This window comes from Pinisolibacter sp. DMC19, assembly GCF_056313985.1.
Genome location: NZ_JBQUZF010000009.1, coordinates 1 through 17810 on the forward strand (window position 1 = coordinate 1; position 17810 = coordinate 17810).

Annotated in this window: 20 protein-coding genes; 6 read left to right on the forward strand and 14 right to left on the reverse strand. The window is 70.4% G+C overall.

Features of this window, described 5'->3' with window-relative positions:
• The first annotated feature begins 299 nt into the window (after nucleotides 1-299).
• Nucleotides 300-1076, forward strand: coding sequence for a bestrophin-like domain (locus ACT53U_RS17830; RefSeq protein WP_476157151.1), 777 nt, complete (start codon nucleotides 300-302; stop codon nucleotides 1074-1076).
• 48 nt (nucleotides 1077-1124) lie between these two features.
• On the opposite strand, the gene ACT53U_RS17835 is transcribed toward ACT53U_RS17830, so the two are convergent.
• The 4 genes from ACT53U_RS17835 to ACT53U_RS17850 form a co-directional block, all read right to left on the reverse strand.
• The gene (locus ACT53U_RS17835) at nucleotides 1125-2330 is read right to left on the reverse strand and encodes an AGE family epimerase/isomerase (RefSeq protein ID WP_476157152.1); all 1206 of its coding nucleotides are present in this window, start codon (nucleotides 2328-2330) and stop codon (nucleotides 1125-1127) included.
• The gene (locus ACT53U_RS17840; RefSeq protein ID WP_476157153.1) at nucleotides 2327-2869 is read right to left on the reverse strand and encodes a D-glycero-alpha-D-manno-heptose-1,7-bisphosphate 7-phosphatase; all 543 of its coding nucleotides are present in this window, start codon (nucleotides 2867-2869) and stop codon (nucleotides 2327-2329) included. The genes ACT53U_RS17835 and ACT53U_RS17840 overlap by 4 nt, the downstream gene beginning before the upstream one ends.
• Before the next feature lie 56 nt (nucleotides 2870-2925).
• On the reverse strand, nucleotides 2926-3762 hold the full coding sequence (gene cysQ / locus ACT53U_RS17845; protein ID WP_476157154.1) for a 3'(2'),5'-bisphosphate nucleotidase CysQ: 837 nt from the start codon (nucleotides 3760-3762) through the stop codon (nucleotides 2926-2928).
• A 65-nt stretch (nucleotides 3763-3827) separates the two neighbouring features.
• Nucleotides 3828-5039 (reverse strand): lytic murein transglycosylase, encoded by a 1212-nt coding sequence (locus tag ACT53U_RS17850; RefSeq protein WP_476157155.1) that lies wholly within the window; start codon nucleotides 5037-5039, stop codon nucleotides 3828-3830.
• 152 nt (nucleotides 5040-5191) lie between these two features.
• On the opposite strand from ACT53U_RS17850, the gene ACT53U_RS17855 reads away from it, so the two are divergent.
• The 3 genes from ACT53U_RS17855 (at nucleotide 5192) to ACT53U_RS17865 (ending at nucleotide 8967) form a co-directional block, all read left to right on the forward strand.
• Entirely contained in the window at nucleotides 5192-6568 is a 1377-nt protein-coding gene (locus ACT53U_RS17855) for an MATE family efflux transporter (protein WP_476157156.1), read from the forward strand.
• A gap of 190 nt (nucleotides 6569-6758) precedes the next feature.
• The gene (locus ACT53U_RS17860; protein WP_476157157.1) at nucleotides 6759-8240 is read left to right on the forward strand and encodes a methyl-accepting chemotaxis protein; all 1482 of its coding nucleotides are present in this window, start codon (nucleotides 6759-6761) and stop codon (nucleotides 8238-8240) included.
• Nucleotides 8241-8364: 124 nt separating this feature from the next.
• Entirely contained in the window at nucleotides 8365-8967 is a 603-nt protein-coding gene (locus tag ACT53U_RS17865) for a DsbA family protein (protein ID WP_476157158.1), read from the forward strand.
• On the opposite strand, the gene queG is transcribed toward ACT53U_RS17865, so the two are convergent.
• The 5 genes from queG to ACT53U_RS17890 are packed head-to-tail and all read right to left on the reverse strand — an operon-like array spanning nucleotide 8955 to nucleotide 12484.
• Nucleotides 8955-10130: a tRNA epoxyqueuosine(34) reductase QueG gene (gene queG / locus ACT53U_RS17870; protein WP_476157159.1), complete on the reverse strand. Its 1176-nt coding sequence runs from the start codon at nucleotides 10128-10130 to the stop codon at nucleotides 8955-8957. The genes ACT53U_RS17865 and queG overlap by 13 nt on opposite strands.
• A complete protein-coding gene (locus ACT53U_RS17875) occupies nucleotides 10127-10576 on the reverse strand; it encodes a DUF1178 family protein (protein ID WP_476157160.1) in 450 nt (149 codons plus the stop codon). Before ACT53U_RS17875 ends, queG begins: the two co-directional genes overlap by 4 nt.
• Nucleotides 10573-11424 (reverse strand): carbon-nitrogen hydrolase family protein, encoded by an 852-nt coding sequence (locus ACT53U_RS17880; protein WP_476157161.1) that lies wholly within the window; start codon nucleotides 11422-11424, stop codon nucleotides 10573-10575. Before ACT53U_RS17880 ends, ACT53U_RS17875 begins: the two co-directional genes overlap by 4 nt.
• A 12-nt stretch (nucleotides 11425-11436) precedes the next feature.
• The gene (grxC, locus tag ACT53U_RS17885; protein ID WP_476138869.1) at nucleotides 11437-11700 is read right to left on the reverse strand and encodes a glutaredoxin 3; all 264 of its coding nucleotides are present in this window, start codon (nucleotides 11698-11700) and stop codon (nucleotides 11437-11439) included.
• A 37-nt stretch (nucleotides 11701-11737) separates the two neighbouring features.
• Nucleotides 11738-12484 carry a ComF family protein gene (locus ACT53U_RS17890; protein ID WP_476157272.1) on the reverse strand — a complete coding sequence of 249 codons (747 nt, stop codon included), beginning with the start codon at nucleotides 12482-12484 and terminating at the stop codon, nucleotides 11738-11740.
• 185 nt (nucleotides 12485-12669) lie between these two features.
• Between ACT53U_RS17890 and ACT53U_RS17895 the strand changes: the two genes are divergently transcribed.
• The gene (locus tag ACT53U_RS17895; RefSeq protein WP_476157162.1) at nucleotides 12670-13578 is read left to right on the forward strand and encodes a methyltransferase domain-containing protein; all 909 of its coding nucleotides are present in this window, start codon (nucleotides 12670-12672) and stop codon (nucleotides 13576-13578) included.
• Nucleotides 13579-13582: 4 nt separating this feature from the next.
• Here ACT53U_RS17895 and ACT53U_RS17900 read toward each other — a convergent pair whose 3' ends face one another.
• Genes ACT53U_RS17900 through ACT53U_RS17915 form a run of 4 tightly spaced genes read right to left on the reverse strand, consistent with a single transcriptional unit; the run spans nucleotide 13583 to nucleotide 15796 of the window.
• Entirely contained in the window at nucleotides 13583-13804 is a 222-nt protein-coding gene (locus ACT53U_RS17900) for a Flp family type IVb pilin (RefSeq protein WP_476157163.1), read from the reverse strand.
• Nucleotides 13805-13823: 19 nt separating this feature from the next.
• Complete coding sequence (mutT, locus tag ACT53U_RS17905; protein WP_476157164.1) at nucleotides 13824-14228, reverse strand: 8-oxo-dGTP diphosphatase MutT; 405 nt, start codon at nucleotides 14226-14228, stop codon at nucleotides 13824-13826.
• Nucleotides 14229-14233: 5 nt separating this feature from the next.
• Nucleotides 14234-15475, reverse strand: a complete 1242-nt coding sequence (gene argJ / locus ACT53U_RS17910; RefSeq protein WP_476157165.1) for a bifunctional glutamate N-acetyltransferase/amino-acid acetyltransferase ArgJ — start codon at nucleotides 15473-15475, stop codon at nucleotides 14234-14236.
• A gap of 60 nt (nucleotides 15476-15535) precedes the next feature.
• The gene (locus ACT53U_RS17915) at nucleotides 15536-15796 is read right to left on the reverse strand and encodes a putative antibiotic biosynthesis monooxygenase (protein WP_476157166.1); all 261 of its coding nucleotides are present in this window, start codon (nucleotides 15794-15796) and stop codon (nucleotides 15536-15538) included.
• Nucleotides 15797-16157: 361 nt separating this feature from the next.
• Here ACT53U_RS17915 and ACT53U_RS17920 point away from each other — a divergent pair, with 361 nt between their 5' ends.
• A complete protein-coding gene (locus ACT53U_RS17920; protein WP_476157167.1) occupies nucleotides 16158-16769 on the forward strand; it encodes a TetR/AcrR family transcriptional regulator in 612 nt (203 codons plus the stop codon).
• A 76-nt stretch (nucleotides 16770-16845) separates the two neighbouring features.
• Here ACT53U_RS17920 and ACT53U_RS17925 read toward each other — a convergent pair whose 3' ends face one another.
• Entirely contained in the window at nucleotides 16846-17736 is an 891-nt protein-coding gene (locus tag ACT53U_RS17925; RefSeq protein ID WP_476157168.1) for a peptidylprolyl isomerase, read from the reverse strand.
• Nucleotides 17737-17810: the final 74 nt, after the last annotated feature.

Genomic DNA, 17810 nt, shown 5'->3' on the forward strand with positions numbered 1-17810 from the left:
CACCAGCCGTTCGCCAGAGCGAAGGATTTCGTCGTCAGCAGCGTTGGCCGCCGTCGTTGGACCGGGTTATAGGCCCCACGTTCGGAGGCGTCAACACCCCCGTCACAAAATCTTCGCCGCTCGTGGAGGAAAATTCGCGCCTTTAACGGCGAAGCGACGGATTCCGCGGCTCGGGCCTGTGGATATTAACGCCTCGCCCCGCGAAAATCCCGTTTCCACCCCGCGCTGCGTTTCTCCCCGTATCGACGCTCCCCCGCCCGCGGGCGCAAGATCGCCCCGGCCAAGGGGAGGAACACGCGATGGATGGGGTCCACTGGGGTGCCTGGGATCACTGGGGCTATGCCGGCATCGCGCTCGTGGGGACGGCGATCGCCTCCGCCCTCCTGATGACGATCCTCGGGTCGGAGCGTCACGCGCCGCGTCTCGCCACGCTCGCCGGCGTCGCCCCGCCCTTCATCAACATCATCGGCGTGCTCTTCGCGCTGACGCTCGCCTTCCTCGGCAACGACACCTGGTCGGCCCACGATCGGGCGATCGATGCCGTCACCCGCGAGGCCGACAGTCTGCAGTCGCTGGTCGCGCTCACCCGCGGTCTCGACGACGACCGCCGCGCGCCCGTCGTCGCCGCCGTGCGCGACTATGCCCGCGCCGCCTCCGAGATCGAATGGCCGCTGCTCGCCGGCCGCGATCACGCGCCCGAAGCCGCCGCCGCCCTCGATCGCCTGCTCGCCCTCGTCGCCGATCGTGCCATCGGTGAAAGGCTCGGCCTCGCCGTCCACGGCCGCGTGCTCGAACAGGTCATCGCCGTGCGCGATGCCCGCGACCGGCGGATCGCCCTCAGCCAGACCCACGTCAATCCGCTGAAGTGGCTGGGCATGGCCTTCCTCGGCTTCGTGACGATGCTGTCGGTCGCCGCCGTCCACGTCGACAATCCGCGCGCCGCTCTCGTGGCGATCGTGCTCTTCGGCGCGGCCGCGGCACCCACCGCGGCGATCGTGTTGATCCAGGGAAATCCCTTCCAGCAGCCGACCACCGTGTCGGTCGCCCCGCTCGAGGCTCTGGCGCGCGGCGGCTAGAGCTCGGTCCGATCGGAGAGTTGGCTCGGGTGAAAGAGCGAGCGCCGGTCAGATCCGGTGGAACAGCGCGTCGACTTCCACCAGCGCACAGGCGACGTGGTAGAGCGTCGAGGCCGGCGGCGGCTCGTCGCGGAAGGTGCCGTCGGCGCGCATGCGCTCGAACCACAGCCCGGCATGGTCGCGATCGACGAAGAGCGCCAGCGACCGCGTCGCCGCCGCGAGCCGCTCGAGCGCGTCGGCACGTTCTTGCGGCTCGTCCGCCGCTGCAGCGACCGCGGCCCAGGCCTTCATCCGCTCGGTCTGCGGCCACACCCGCGTCGCCGCGTCGCGCACCGTGAAGTCGTCGAAGAGTTCGGCGATGGCGACGCCGCGGGTCCGGTCGACGCCGTGATCCTCGCCGACCGCGATCAGTCGCCGGGCGGCGGCGATCGCATCGGCGCGACCGCGCGACCGCGCCCAACCGTCGAGGAGCCAGCCCCATTCGAACTGGTGACCGGGCTCGACGATGCGGCCCTGTTCGCCGGCGATCGGTCGCCAGTCGCCGTCGTAGAATTCACGAAGCGCGCCCGTCGCCGGATCGATGAAACGCGACAGCGCCAAATCACCGATTTCGTCGGCGAGCCGCGCCCAGTCGGCACGATCGGCCTCCGGCGCCACCTTCTCCCAGGCGACCGCGGCCTCGAACATGTGCATGTGCGGATTGGCCTCGAGCGGCAGACGCCGCGGCCGTGCCGCCTCGAAACCGGCGACCGGATGGCCCCATCCCGCCCTGGTGCCGTCGCGGATGCCGCGCGCCAGGGCCGGCAGATCCTCGGACCCGGTCTCGCCGTAGGCCGCGGCGAGGCCGAAGAGGGCGAAGGCCTGATCGTAGAGTTCGAAGTCGACGTCGTCCGGCGCGCCGCCGCAAACGGCGGTGCGGATCGCCGTACCGTCGGGGCCGAGGCAGGCGTGGCGGAACCATTCGAGACCGTGGAAGACCAGCGCCCGCGAGGGTCCCTGCCAACCGAGCCGCGCCGCATTGGCGAAGACGAAGAGCTGGCGCCCGACGACCCGGGTGCGCCGCGGCTCTTCGATCGCCGCGAGATCGCGACCGATCTTCTCGAAGAAGCCGCCGTTCTGGAAATCGACGCCGGTCGTCGCCCACAGCGGCAGGACCGCGTCGACGAACCACGCCCGCTGCGCCTCGAAGGCCGCGAAGGCCGCGGCACGCGCGGCTGCGAGACGGTCGGCGGCAGAAGAAACGGCGGCGTTCATGCCTCGATCCTCCGCGCGGCGAGGAGCGGCGCGACGAAGGCGGAAAGATCGCCCCCTTCGAAGAAATGTCCGGCGATGCCGGCCGCAGTCGCGGCGTCGAGGTCGCTCGCCTTGTCGCCGATCAGGAAACTCGCCGCCCGGTCGACCGGCCAATGCGCCATCAGGTCGAGCAACATGCCCGGTCCCGGCTTGCGCCAGTCGCTGTCGCGGCGATAGGCCTCGACGGTGGCGTCCGGCAGATAGGGGCAGAAACGCTCGTCGTCGATCCGCGCACCGATCCGGGCGAGATCGGCGCGAAGATGCGCCTGAACGGCGTGATGATCGTCCTCGGAATAGTAGCCGCGGGCGATGCCCGACTGGTTGGTGACGACGAAGACGAGATAGCCCGCTTCGTTCGCGGCCCGGACCGCCTCGCGCGCGCCCTCGATCCATTCGAAGCGATCGATCGAGCCGATGTAGCCGTGGTCGACGTTGAGGACGCCGTCGCGATCGAAGAAGACGGCGGGGCGAAGACCCCTCGGGCTCGTCTCGTCCTGCATCGCCGTCCTCGTCTCCTGTTGCTCGGGGTCGCGGGATAGCACGCTCGTCGGGTCCGTCAAACGCCGTCCGACGCGGCGACACGCCGCGCCACCTCGGCCGCGATCGCCACGGCGCGGGCGCCGAGGGCCGGATCCGCGAAGGCGAGGAACCACGGATTGGCGAAGCCGCCCGTCCGATCGCCGCAGGAAAGCGGTCGTCCGGTGAGCCCGACCACCGCGCCACCGGCCGCCGCGAGCACCGCTTCGCCCGCCGCCGTGTCCCATTCCATCGTCCGCCCGAGGCGGGGGTAGAGGTCGGCCGCCCCTTCCGCCAGCCGGCAGAACTTCAGCGACGACCCGGCCGAGACGCAGGCGTGATCGCCGAGGGCTTCGAGAAAAGCGTCGGTCTCGACCCCGCGATGACTGCGGCTGGCGAGCACCACCGGCGGAACCGCGGCGACCGTGCGCACGGTGATGTCTCGGCGCTCGATCGTCCCGTCGGGGCGAACCCGCCCGGCCCAAGCGCCCTCCCCGACCCGCCCGGCGAAGATCTCGCCGAGCGCCGGGGCGTAGACGATGCCGAAGGTCGGCCGTCCCGCCTCCACCAGCGCGACGTTGACGGTGTATTCGCCGTTGCCGGAAACGAACTCGCGGGTGCCGTCGAGCGGATCGACCAGGAAGAAGCGATCGCCCAGCGCGCCCGGCACGATGCCGGCCGAGACGCTCTCCTCCGCCACCACCGGCACGTCGGGATGGATGCGGGCGAGCGCTTCGAGCAGGATCGCCTCGGCCTTGCCGTCGGCGATCGTCACCGGGCTGGCGTCGGCCTTGGCGGAAAGCCCGATGTCGCCCTTGGCGACGTCGAGAATGGCGCGCCCGGCGGCGAGCACGGCGTCGATCAACGGATCCGGCAAGTCATCCCCCCTCGCGTCGCGGCTCGATCGATCGAACCGCCCGCCGTTTCATGACGTCCCGTCGCTCAGCGCGACAGCGCCGCGATCAGCGCCTGATCGGGGAAGGCATCGGCGGGAAGACCGAGCGCGACCTGCGCCTTGCGCACCGCCGCCCGCGTCGTCTGACCGACGCGCCCGTCGACCTCTTCGTTGGAATAGCCGTGACGACGCAGCAGCGTCTGCAGCTTCTTGACGTCTTCCGTTCCGAGCATCGTCACCGGACCGCGGCCGCGGTTGATCGGCGGGGCGCCGTTGATCCGCGCGGCATAGACCGCGGCGGTCGTGGCATAGACCATCGCCTTGTTCCAGCCGAGGTAGACGTCGAAGTTGGGATAGGCGAGGAAGGCCGGCCCGTTGCGACCCATCGGCAGCCACAGCCAGGCCTCCGGCCCGCCGGCGGCGAGCGCCCCGCCGTCGCCGCGACGTACACCGGCGCGCGCCCATTCGGCGCGGGTGGCGTGCACCTCCGGCGCGGCGTTCGACCAGTCCATCTCGGCCGGCACCTGGACGCTCTCGATCCAAGGCTCGCCGCGATGCCAGCCCAGCGCCTGGAGGAAGGCGGCGCCCGACGCCATCGCGTCGGGGATCGAACGGATGACGTTGGCCCGGCCGTCGCCGTCGAAGTCGGTGCCGTAGCGGGCATAGTCGTGCGGCGAGAACATCAGGTGCCCGAGTTCGCCGGCCCAGTCGCCGACCATCTCCTCCGGCGCCAGATCACCGCGCTCGACGACGCGCAGGAGCCCCTTGAGCTCGGTGCGGAACATCTCGGCGCGGCGGCAGTCGTAGGCGAGCGTCGCCACCGCGGTCGGCGCCTTGTATTTGCCGAGGTCCGAGCCGAAATCGGTCTCGAGCCCCCAGAAGGCGACGAGCACCGCACCGGGTACGCCGTATTTCGCCTCGATCCGACGGAAGAGATCGCCGTGCTGGGAGATCAGCCGCGGTCCACGGGCGAGACGATCCGACGAGATCATCCGGTCGGAGAACTGCAGGAAGCTCTGCTGGAAGACGGCCTGGCCGTGATCGCGCTTGATCACCGCCGGATCGTAGGTGACGCCGGCGAGGCCACGATCGATCGCCGACTTCGAGATCCCTTCGGCCGCCGCCTCGCGCTTGAAACCCTCGAGCCAGCTCTCGAACGAACCGCTGGTGCGGCAGGGCACCTCGGCCTGCGCCGGCACGGCCATGAGGGCGGAGAGGCAGAACGCGGCGGAGGCGGCGAATTTCGCGGGACTGAACATCGAAAGCGGTTCCTTGCGGCTCGTGATTCGCGAGTTTAGCGGTCCGACGTGGCCACACGAAGACGGAAATCGTGCGGCACGCGCGGTGCGGGGGTGCCGCCGTCGCATCGGCGTGTTAGGAACGACGCCCTCGAACGATCGACCAGCAAGCCATGACCAGCCGCCCCACCCTTGCCGAATGGACCCGCGAGATGCGCGCCACCCTGGCGCTCGCCTGGCCGCTGGTCCTGACGCAGCTGGCGCAGATCGCGCTGTCGACGGTCGACGTGCTGCTGCTCGGCCGGCTCGGGCCGGAGGCGCTCGCCTCGGGTGCGCTGGCGGTCAATCTCTACAACGCCTTCATGCTCTTCGGTGTCGGCGTGATGACGGCGACCATGGCGATGGTGGCGCGCGAGCGCGGCCGCATGGCCCATTCGGTGCGCGAGATCCGCCGCACCTTCCATCAGACGCTCTGGGTTGCCGCCACCCTCGCCCTGCCGATCTGGTGCGTGCTGTGGCAGGCGGAGGCGATCCTCAACCTGCTCGGGCAGGACCCGGCGCTGTCGCGTCAGGCGGCCTCGATCCTGCGGGTGCTGATGTGGTCGCTGCTGCCCTTCTTCGCCTTCGTCGGCCTGCGCGGCTTCATGGCGGCGATGGAACGGCCGCTGTGGACGCTGGTGATCGGCCTTCTCGCGGTGCCGGTCGACGCCGCCGTCGGCTGGGCGCTGATCTTCGGCAACTGGGGCGCACCGCGGCTCGGCGTGGTCGGCGCCGGCTGGGCGACGCTCGCCGCGACCAGCTTCATGTTCGGCACGCTCGCGTTCGTGATCGCCGCCGACCGCCGCTCCGCCCGCTACCATCTGTTCGGCCGCGTCTGGCGTTTCGACGCGGTGCGCTGGCGCGAGTTCCTCCGCCTCGGCCTGCCGATCGGCCTGATGGTCGCTTTCGAGACGACGATCTTCAACGCCGCCGCCTTCCTCGCCGGCCTCTTCGGCACCGCGACGCTCGCCGCCCATGCGGTGACGCTGCAGATCGCCTCGGTCGCCTTCATGGTGCCGCTCGGCGTCTCGCAGGCCGCGACGGTCCGTGTCGGCACCGCCTTCGGCCGCGACGACAGGCGCGGCGTCTTCGTCGCCGGCTGGACCGGGTTCGGCTTCGTCGTCGCCTGTATGGCGGCGACCGCGACCACCATGGTCACCATGCCCGACCGGCTGATCGGCGCCTTCCTCGACGCCGCCGATCCGACGACCGCCGCGACCTTCGCACTCGCCCGCGGCTTCCTGGCGCTCGCCGCCCTGTTCCAGCTGGTCGACGGCATCCAGGTCGTCACCGCCGGCATGCTGCGCGGCCTGCACGACACCCGCGTGCCGATGATGCTCGCCGCCGTCGGCTACTGGGGTATCGGCCTGACGGCCTCGGTGCTGCTCGCCCTGCCCGCCGGCCTCGCCGGTCGCGGCATCTGGATGGGCCTCGCCCTCGGCCTCGGTTCCGTCGCCGTCGCCCTGACGCTGCGCTGGATCCGCCTGACGGGTCGCCCCCACATCGCCTGAATCGGACACATCGCCGCAGATTCGCGAAAATCGTCGCGCATTCGACTAATATTTCTCGGTATTGCCGAGAAACGGTGGGCATTCCTTCAGGTTAAATTAACGCCCCTACGTCACTTCTGTTCGAAAGCGCCGGATTCCGCCCCCTGCGGACCACCGGGCAACGACGCGAACACGAGGAAACAATCCCTCCATGGCCCTCTTCTCGACCAACCGTAAAGCCGACGCCCGCCTCGAAGCCCTCGACCGGTCGCAGGCCGTGATCGAGTTCGCGCTGGACGGATCGGTCATCGACGCCAACGCCAACTTCCTCGCGACGCTCGGTTACACGATCGGAGAGATCAAGGGCCGCAATCACTCGATGTTCGTCGATCAGGCGACCCGCGAGAGCGAGGACTACCGTCGCTTCTGGAACGACCTGCGCGCCGGCCACTTCCAGCGCGGCGAATTCGCCCGCGTCGGCAAGGGCGGCCGCGTCGTTTGGCTCCAGGCGACCTACAACCCGATCCTCGACCGCTCGGGCAAGCCGACCGGCGTCGTCAAATACGCCATCGACGTCACCGAGGAGCGAACCAAGGTCGTCGAGGAACGCGCCCTGATGGCGATGATCGACCGCACCCAGGCGGTGATCTCCTTCGAGATCGACGGCACCATCATCGAGGCCAACACCAATTTCCTGACGACCCTCGGCTACGGCGCGGGCGAGCTGCGCGGCAAGCATCACTCGATGTTCGTCGACGCCAAGTACCGCGAGAGCGCCGACTATCGCGCCTTCTGGGAGGCGCTGCGCCAGGGCCGCGCCCAGCAGGGCGAGTTCAAGCGCATCGGCAAGGGCGGCCGCGAGGTGTGGATCCAGGCGACCTACGGACCGGTCGCCGATCTCACCGGCAAGGTCGTCAAGGTGGTGAAGATCGCCACCGACATCTCCGACATGGTGCGCGAACGCATGCGCCGCACCGACGTGCAGAAGGGGATCGACGAAGACCTCGGCGCCATCACCGACGCCGTGTCGCGCACCAACGAGCAGGCCGCCGCCGCCGTCGCCGCCTCGACCCAGACCTCGTCCAACGTCCAGGCCGTCGCGGCCGGCGCCGAAGAGCTCGCCCATTCGGTCTCCGAGATCAGCCGCCAGCTCTCCCACGCGCTGGAGATCACCGGCGAGGCCGTGACCCAGGCCGACACCACCAACGCGACGATCACCACGCTGGTCTCGGCGACGCAGAAGATCGGCGAGGTCGTCGACCTCATCAACTCGATCGCCGCCCAGACCAACCTGCTCGCGCTCAACGCCACCATCGAGGCGGCGCGGGCCGGCGAGGCGGGCCGCGGCTTCGCCGTCGTCGCCTCCGAGGTCAAGAACCTCGCGACCCAGACGTCGAAGGCGACCGACGAGATCGGCGCCCAGATCGCCGAGGTGCAGAACAACACCCGTCAGGCGGTCGACGCCATCTCCGGCATCTCGGCGACCATCGGCAAGATCAACGAGATCTCCACCGCCATCGCCTCCGCCGTCGAGGAACAGGAAGCGGTCACCCGCGACATGTCCGAGAACATGCAGACCGCCGCCCGCGGCGTCGAGGCGATCGATCAGGGCATGCAGGCGATCGCCTCGGCCACCCACGAGATCGACGACGCCACCCGCAAGGTCAAGGACGCCTCGCGCGCCATCGCCTGATCGACCCGCTCGATCCGATGCCTCTTCGAACGCCGCCCGCACCCCGGGCGGCGTTTCGCTTTTCCGCTCGACGGCCACGGCACGATCGGCGAGGCTCGCGGGAAAGGAAGACGGGGGAGCGCCGATGGCCCGGATCGAGTTCTGGTACGAATTCGCCTCGAACTATTCCTGGCTCGCCGCCATGCGGATCGAGGATCTGGCGCGCGACGCCGGCCACGAGGTGGTCTGGCGCCCCTTCCTGCTCGGCCCGATCTTCCGGGCGCAGGGGTGGAATTCCTCGCCCTTCAATCTCTTCCCCGCCAAGGGCCGCCACATGCGCCGCGACATGGAGCGCATCACGCAGGCCCGCGGCCTGCCGCTGGTCTGGCCGGCGGTCTTCCCGGCGAACGGTCTCCTCGCCGCCCGGCTGGCGCTCGTCGGCGAGAGACACGGCTTCGTCGCGCCCTTCAGTCGCGCCGTCTTCACCGCCGAATTCGAAGAAGGCCGCGACATTTCCGATCGCGCCCTCCTCGCCGGGATCCTGACGTCGCTCGGCCTCGACGCCGAGGCGATGCTCGCGGAAGCCGGGTCGCCCGAGATCAAGGCGGCGCTCGTCGCCCGCACCGAGGAGGCGACGGCCCGCGGCATCTTCGGTGCGCCGAGCCTCTTCACCCCCGACGGCGAACTCTTCTGGGGCGACGATCGGCTCGAACAGGCGATCGCCTGGACGACCGCTCACCCGGCCTGACGCGCCGCCCTCGCCGCCCATTCGGCGGCGACATCCGCATCCGTCTCGCTCGCCGCCCGCCGTGCCCGTTCCACCGCGAAGCGTGCCGGATCGAGCCGCCCGAGCGCCCAGACCGCCGCACCGCGCACGACAGGAGCCGCATCGTCGAGCCGTTCGACCACTGCCGGCACGAAGCCCGCGTCCCCCGTGTTGCCGATGGCGACCAGCACGTTGCGCAGGAAGCGGTCGCGGCCGATCCGCTTGACCGGCGAGCCGACGAAGAGCGCCCGGAACGCCGCATCGTCGAGCTCGACGAGATCGCCGAGCCGCGGCCGGACGAGTTCCGGCCGGGCGATCAGCTTCGCCTCGCGCGCGGCTTCCGCGAACCGGTTCCACGGGCAGACGGCGAGACAGTCGTCGCAGCCGTAGATCCGGTCGCCGATCGCGACGCGATGCGCGCGCGGGATCGGCCCGGCGTGTTCGATCGTCAGATAGGAGATGCAGGCGCGCGCATCGATGCGGAAGGGCTCCGGCAGCGCCCCCGTCGGGCAGACGTCGAGACAGCGCCGGCACGAGCCGCAGTGCTGCGTCTCGGCCACGTCGAACGGCAGGTCGAGCGTCGTGAAGATCGAGCCGATGAAGAACCATCCGCCGATCCTGCGCGAGATCGCCAGCGTCGACTTCGCCACCCAGGCGAGACCGGCCGCCTGCGCCAGCGGCTTCTCCATCACCGGCGCGGTGTCGACGAAGACCTTGAGGTCGCAAGGCATGCCTTCCGCCCGCGCCGCAGCGGCGAGCTTTCCGGCGATCTCCTTGAGACGGCCCTTGATCAGTTCGTGATAGTCGCGATTGCGGGCATAGGCCGAGATCTCGCCGCGCCCGTCGTCGCGCGGTCCCTCGAGCGGGTTCGTCTCCGGCCCGTAGTCGAAGGCGAAGACCAGGATCGACCGGACCTCCGGCCACAGCACGCGCGGATCGGCGCGCCGCTCGGCCGTCTCCGCCATCCAGCCCATGGATCCGTGGTGCCCCGCCTCGAGAAATCCGGCGAGATCGCGCGCGGCGTCACCCAATGCGGCCGGATCGGCGATGCCGAAGGCGGAGAAGCCGAGCCGTTCGGCCTCGCACGCCACCAGCCGGCGCAACCGCGGGGCCTTCTCGCCCGATCGTTCGGGCGCGAGGTTCAATTGCGCTCTTCCGGCAGACCCGGCAGCGGCTGGACCTCGATGCCCTCCTCGGAGAGCGAGGACGCTTCCTCGGTGGTCGCCTCGCCCCAGATGCCCTGATGCTCGACCTCGCCGTAGTGCATCTTGCGGGCTTCCTCGGCGAAACGGTCGCCGACGTAGGTGGCGTTCTCGGTCACCTTCTTGCGAATCTCGCGGATGGCGTCGAGCATCATCTTCTGCGCCCGGTCGGGCATCATCACCGTCTGGCGCCGTGCCGCGTCCTCGCGCTCGTCGCGGGCGCGGCCGGTCTTGACCGACGGCGCCATCAGCCCGCGCGAGATCGTCACCGACCCGCAGATCGGGCAGCTCACCAGACCGTCCGCGACCTGCGCGTCGAAATCGTCGGACGAGCGGAACCAGCCCTCGAAGGAATGATCGCGATCGCACACCAGCGTGTAGTGGATCATGGCGTGCCCTCCCCGGCCGCCGGCGCGAGTTCGAACGGTCGATCGTGCACCAGCGCCGGAACGCGACCGCGCATGGTCGTCGACAGGTCAGGATCGACGTCGGCGAAGATCACGCCGGGCTCGATCCCGGCCTCGGCAACGACCCGCCCCCAGGGGTCGACGATCAGCGAATGCCCGAAGGTCTCCCGCCCGTTCTCGTGGACGCCGGCCTGCGCCGCCGCCATCACCCAGGCGCCATTCTCGATCGCCCGGGCGCGCATCAGCACGTTCCAGTGCGCCTCGCCGGTCGGCTTGGTGAAGGCCGCCGGGATCGCCAGCATCGTCGCCCCGCCGTCACGGCAGAGCGTCCGGTAGAGATGCGGGAAGCGCAGATCGTAGCAGACCGAGAGGCCGAGCCGGCCCCAGGGCAGATCGACGGTCACGGCGCGGTCGCCGGCGACGTAGCGCGCGCTCTCGCGATAGACCTGCCCGTCGGCGAGCTGCACGTCGAAGAGATGGATCTTGTCGTAGCGCGCGATGATCTCGTCGGTCGGTGCGATGACGAAGGCGCGGTTCGCCGCCTTGTTGCCGTCGCCGACCTTGATCGCCAGCGAGCCGAGGTGGAGGTGGATGCCCAGCTCCTTCGCCAGCCCGCGGGCATGGGCGAGCGTGCGGTCGCCGTCCTCGAAGGCCAGCGTCTCGAACAGGCGCTTGGGATCCTCGTCCATGATGCCGGTCGTCTCCGGCGTCTGGACATAGACCGCCCCGCCGGCCGCCGCCTCGCGCACCAGCGCGTCCATCGCCGCGATGTTGCCGTCGACCGAACGCGACGAGGTCATCTGGACGAGAGCAACGCGGAATGCGGTCATCGAGGGTGTCCTTCAGGCCCCGGCGAGCAACGGGTCGAGCCCGCCGCGCGCGTCGAGCGCATGGAGATCGTCGCAGCCGCCCACATGGGTCGCACCGACGAAGATCTGGGGGAATGTATTGCGCCCCGAGGCCGCGACCATCTCGCCGCGCACCGCCGGATCGCGGCTGGCGTTCTTCTCCTCGAAGGCGACGCCCTTGGAGGTCAGGAGCGCCTTGGCCATCGTGCAATAGGGGCAACCGTCGCGGGTGTAGACGAGAACGTGCGGCGTGGTCATCGAATCCTGCTTCGAAGGCGGTTTCTCTTCTCCCACCTCATATCGCGAGCGGACCGCCGGGAGCAACCCGCGCGAAGGTCAGCACGTCGACCCGGATCGCGCCGGCCCGCTTGAGCGCCCGCGTCGCCGCAGTCGCCGTCGCCCCCGTGGTCAGCACGTCGTCGACCAGCACCACTCGTCGCCCGGCGACCGAGGCCTTGCGCGAGGCCGGCACGCGGAAGGCACCACGCACGTTCGCCTGCCGCTCCGCCTCGGCGAGGCCCACCTGCGGCCGGGTCGCGCGGATGCGCATCAGCGCCGCGGTGTCGACCGGCACCCCGGTCGCCCGACCGATCTCGAAGGCCATCAGCGCCGCCTGATTGAAGGTCCGGGTCCACAGCCGATTGCGATGGAGCGGCATCGGCACCAGCAGATCGGCGTCGCCGAGGATCTCGCGCCCCGCCCGCGCCGTCATCCGCCCGACGAGCCGCGCGGCTTCCGTCCGGTCGCGATACTTCAGCGCCCGCACGAGTTCGCACGCCGCCCCCTCGTAGAGCACCGCCGCCCGCGCCCGGTCGAAGACCGGCGGATCGGCGATGGCCGAGGCCGACAGCGCGCCCGGACCGATGTCGTAGCCGAAGGGAATGCCGAGCCGCTCGCAATAGGGTCGCTCGATCTGGCGGAGCCCCGCCCAGCAGTCGCCGCACAGCGCGTGTGCCCGCTCGACCGGTTTGCGGCAGGCGGTGCAGACCGGTGGCAGCACGAGGTCGAAGAGACCGCTGCCGACCCTCCGGGCCTCGTCCATCAGACGCGCGAGAATGCGGCCGGCGATCGGCTCGCGCAGATCCTCGTCGGCTTCCTCGTCCCCCTTGCGCCCCATGTTCGACGCCTCCCGGACGAAGACTAGGCCGGTTCGCGTGGCCACGCGAGCGCTTCGGAAGATGTGCCTCCCCTTTGACGCGGCCCGCCGGCCCGTGCGAAGCAGGAGCCATGTCGATGCCGCCCCGCCTGTTCGATCGCGCCCTCCTCGCCGCCCGCCGGGCTCGTGCCCGTGCCCGGCCGCGTCCCGGCGCCGACTTCCTCCTCGCCCGCGTCGCCGAAGACCTCGACGATCGGCTGTCGACGGTGCTGCGCCGTTTCGAACGCGCCGTCGATCTCGGTGCCTTCGCCGGCGCCGGCGCCACGCGGCTCGCCGCCTCGGGCAAGGTCGGTCAGGTCGTCACCGCCGGTCCCGACGCCGGATCGGTCGATCTCGTCACCGACGAGGAGACCCTGCCCTTCGCCCCGGCGAGCCTCGATCTGGTCGTCTCGCTCCTGTCGCTGCATCTCGTCGACGACCTGCCCGGCACGCTGGTGCAGATCCGCCGCGCGCTGGTGCCGGACGGTCTGTTCCTCGCGAGCCTGCTCGGCGGCCAGACGCTGCACGAGCTGCGCGACAGTCTCGCCGCCGCCGAGATCGAGCTGACCGGCGGCCTGTCGCCGCGCGTCGTGCCCTTCCTCGACGTGCGCGATCTCGGCGGGCTGCTGCAACGCGCCGGCTTTGCCCTGCCGGTGACCGACACCGACCGCGTCACCGTGCGCTACGCCAGCCTGTTCGATCTGATGGCCGATCTCCGGGCGATGGGGGCGACCAATCCGCTGGTCGAGCGTTCGCGCCGGCCGACGTCGCGGGCGCTGTTCCTGCGCGCCGCCGAGATCTATGCCGAACGCCACGCCGATCCCGACGGCCGCATCCGTGCCACCTTCGAGATCGTCTCGGCCTCGGGCTGGGTGCCGCACGAGAGCCAGCAGAAGCCGCTGCGCCCCGGCAGTGCCGCCATGCGGCTGGCCGACGCGCTCCAGACGCGCGAAATCGCCCTCGGTGACGACACCGCGGGCGGCAAGGGCGACGGGGTCTGAAACCCTACTGCGAGTTGGGCGCCATGGCGCCGACGGCGGCGTCCGACATGTTCGTCCAGCGGCCGGCCACGCCGTTGCCGGTCGAACCGATGCCGGCGGCGATCACCAGCACGATCAGCGCGACGATCAGGCCGTACTCGATCGCGGTCGCGCCGCGCTCGTCGCGCAGACACGCGGCGATCCGGCGCAGGGCGGGGCTTCCGGGTGTCTCGTCGTGTTCGCGCATCGCTTCGGGTTCGGTTGCCTCACCTCAGGAGATCGAGGAGGTGGGGAATGATCGGCTCGTCCGCCGGCGGCATCGGGAACTCGCGCAGGCGTTGTGGGCGAACCCAGCTGAGTTCCTGGCCCTCGCGCCCGACGACGGTCCCCGTCCATCGACGGCACACCCAGAGTGGCATGAGCAAGTGAAAATTCTCATAACCGTGGCTGGCGAATGTCAGCGGCGCGAGACAGGCCTCCTTGACCTCGATTCCGAGTTCCTCGTGGAGCTCGCGGATCAGGGTTTCTTCCGGCCGTTCACCCGGCTCGACCTTGCCGCCGGGGAACTCCCACAGGCCCGCCATGGACTTGCCTTCGGGGCGACGGGCGAGCAGCACGCGCCCGTCGGCATCGACGAGCGCCACCGCGGCGACGAGAACGATCCGCGCCATACGCCTCAGCTCCGGTAGTCGCCGTTGATGGCGACGTATTCCTTGGTGAGATCGCAGGTGTAGACCCGGTCCGACGCATCGCCCAGGCCGATCTCGACGCGGATGTCGATCTCGTCCTGCTTCATGTGGGCCGAGGCCGCGGCCTCCGAATAGGCCGGGTCGCGCTCGCCCTCGACCGCCACGCGGACGTCGCCGAACCAGATCGCCAGCCGGTCGCGGTCGGCCGGCTCGCCGGCCTTGCCCACCGCCATGACGACGCGGCCCCAGTTGGCGTCCTCGCCGGCGATCGCCGTCTTCACCAGCGGCGAATTGGCGATCGACATGGCGATCCGCCGGGCCGAGGCCTTGGAGACCGCGCCCTCGACGGTGATCGTGACGAACTTGCGCGCGCCCTCGCCGTCGCGGGCGACGAGCCGGGCGAGGTCGAGCATCACGCCGTCCAGCGCCGCCCGGAAGGCCGGCAGACGCGGATCGTCGGCCGAGCCGATCGGCGCCTGACCGCGCGCCGCGGCCTTGCCCGTGGCGAAGGCGATGACGGTGTCGGAGGTCGAAGTGTCGCCGTCGATGGTCAGCGCGTTGTAGCTGTCGACCACGCCGGCCGAGACCAGACCCTGCAGCACCGCCGGATCGATCGCCACATCGGTGAAGAGGAAGGACAGCATCGTCGCCATGTCGGGAGCTATCATGCCGGCGCCCTTGGCGATGCCGTTGATCGAGACCGCGACGCCGCCGAGGTCGATCGTGCGGGTCGCGACCTTCGGGAAGGTGTCGGTGGTCATGATCGCCTCGGCCGCCGCGATGTAGGGGCCGTCGGCCACCCGCGTCGCGGTCTCGGCGAGGACGCCCTCGAACTTCTGCGGATCGAGCGGCTCGCCGATCACGCCGGTCGAGGCGAGGAAGACCTCCGACGGCGCACAGCCGACCGCGCGGGCGGCGATGTCGGCGGTGATCGTCACCGTCTCGACACCCTTCTTCCCGGTGAAGGCGTTGGCATTGCCGGAATTGACCACCAGCGCGCGGGCGACGCCGCCCGCGAGATTGGCGCGGCACCAGTCGACGGGCGCCGACGGGCACTTCGAGGTGGTGAAGACGCCCGCGACCGTCGTGCCGGGATCGAAGATCGCCAGCAGCACGTCGGTGCGGTTCTTGTACTTGATCCCGGCTTCGGCGGTGGCGAAGCGGACGCCTTCGATCGCCGGAAGGGTCGGGTTCGACTTGGGCGCGAGCGGCGAGACGGCGTGGGACATCGGATCGGTCACCTCTTTCAAGGACGGTCGCCGCCCGGTTTATCCGCCCCTCGCCCGCCGTCAAGCACTCTCGTCACAGGTTGCCCCTGCGGCGATCCAGCCCCCGGCGAGACGCTGCACCAGCGGGATGATCGCGAAGACCATGCCCGAGACCATCAACGGAACGATGACGAGCGTGCGAAGCGGCAACGGCCAGGCCGCCGTCCACGGCGAGAAGAGCTCGAGCAGCGCCGTGATCAACGGCCAGGCGCCGAGCATCACGCAGAGCGCGAAACGAACGCGCGGCGGCGTGAGACGCCGCGGCGACAGCCGCGACGCCACGGAGCGCCGTGTCGACGGGCGGGACGACGACGGCCGCGGCGACGCGGGCTGCGCCGGCGAGGGATGCGCCGAGCGTGGCGACGGCTGTGTCCGCGAGAGCGACGGCGACGACGCCGACCGCGTCGACGACGAAGTCGGATGTGGCGAAGAAGACGGATGTGGCGAAGAACGATCCTGGCCCATGACGGCACCTCCCGGACGGAGCAACAATCGAAACGGCTCGTTTCGTTTCCATAAACTGAACGACCCGTTTCGTTTCGTCAAGAGGGGTGTTAGCATCGCCGTGCACGCAGCGTCGTCCGCGACCCGACGACCGACCGCCATGCGGCCCGCGCCGCTGCCCGTGCCGAGGAGACCGTCGATGTCCAAAACCCATGCCGAGACCGATCGGGCGCCGCATCGCCGCTCCGCCGGCCCGCGCCGCTCCGACGCCTCGCACCAGGCCATCCTCGATGCGGCCGAGCGCCTGCTCGCCGAGAAGGGGCCGGCCGGTCTCACCTTCGAGGCGGTCGCCCGTCTCGCCGGCGCCGGCAAACCGACGATCTATCGCTGGTGGCCGACCCGCACCGCGCTGATGCTCGAGGTCTACGACCGCCGCAAGGTCGATGCCCTGTCGCGCCCCGACACCGGCAGTCTCGCCGGCGACCTGACCATCCTTCTCGGCGATCTCTGGCGCTTCTGGCGCGAGGGACCGCCCGGACGGGCCTATGCCGCGATCATCGCCGACGCCCAGAACGACGACACCGCCAAGGCCGCCTTCGCCGCGGTGCTGGCCGATCCCGACTTCCCGCTGACGCCGATCTTCGCCCGCGCCGTCACCCGCGGCGAGATCGCCGACACCGCCACCGCCGCGGTGCTGCGCGAATACGTCGCCGCGCTGAACTGGTTCCGCCTGCTCACCGGCCGTCTCGACGAGGCCGACATCCCCGCCCTCGTCGCCGGCCTCGTCGGCACCCTGCCGCGCGGGGCGTGAGGCACCTCGGAAAAAAGAAGAGCCCCGGGCCTTGCGGACCGGGGCTCTTCGGATCTCGTCGAACGACGGCGTTCGATCACTTCGCCGGAGCGGCCGGAGCGGCGGGGGCCGCCGGCGCGGCCGGGGCCGCGGGGGCCGGCGTCGCCGCCTTGATCGCCGCATCGTCGACCTCGATCTTGGCGGCCTTCTTCAGCGCGTCGAGCTTCTGGGTGAAGACGTCGCCGATCACCGCCTGACGCACCTGGTCCTTGACGTCGTCGAGGCTCGGGACCGGCTGCTTGCGCTTCTCCTCGAGCTTGATGACGTGGAAGCCGAACTGCGTCTTGACCGGCGCCTTGGCGGTCTCGCCCGGCTTCAGCGCCGCGACGGCCTTCTCGAAGTCCGGAACCATGTCGCCGGCCGCGAACCAGCCGAGATCGCCGCCCTGCTTGGCCGAACCCGGGTCCTGCGACTTCTCTTCGGCGATCTTGGCGAAGTCGCCGCCCTTGGCGAGATCGGCGAGGATGGCCTTGGCCTCGTCCTCGGTCTTCACCAGCACGTGGCGGGCGTGGAACTCTTCCGGCGGGTTGAAGCCGGCGGCGTCCTTGTCGTAGCGCGCCTTGACCATCTCCGGCGTCACCGAGCCCTCGACCTTCGACTTCACGAACTCGGCGACCAGCAGCTGAGTACGCACCTGCGCGATGCGCGCCTTGTAGTTCGGGCTGTCCTCGAGACCGTCCTTGGCGGCGGCCGCGGCGATGACGCGCATGTCGACCAGACGGTCGACCACGGTCTTCAGCCGCTCGGCCTCCGGCAGCTGGGCGAGCTGCGGCCCGAGCGAGGCCATCATCGCGGAGACGTCGGCCTGGGTGATCGCCTGGCCGTCGACCCGGGCGAAGACCTTGTCCTCGGCCATGGCCGCGCCGCCGAGGGCGATGCCGGCGAGGAGAGCGAACGCGAGAGTGCGGAAGCTGCGGGTGCGGTTCATGGAGGAAGCGTTCCTGAAGACGGTGCGGGCGGGGCCGCGGAAGGGCGGGAGGGTCCGGATCGCCGGCGCCTGAA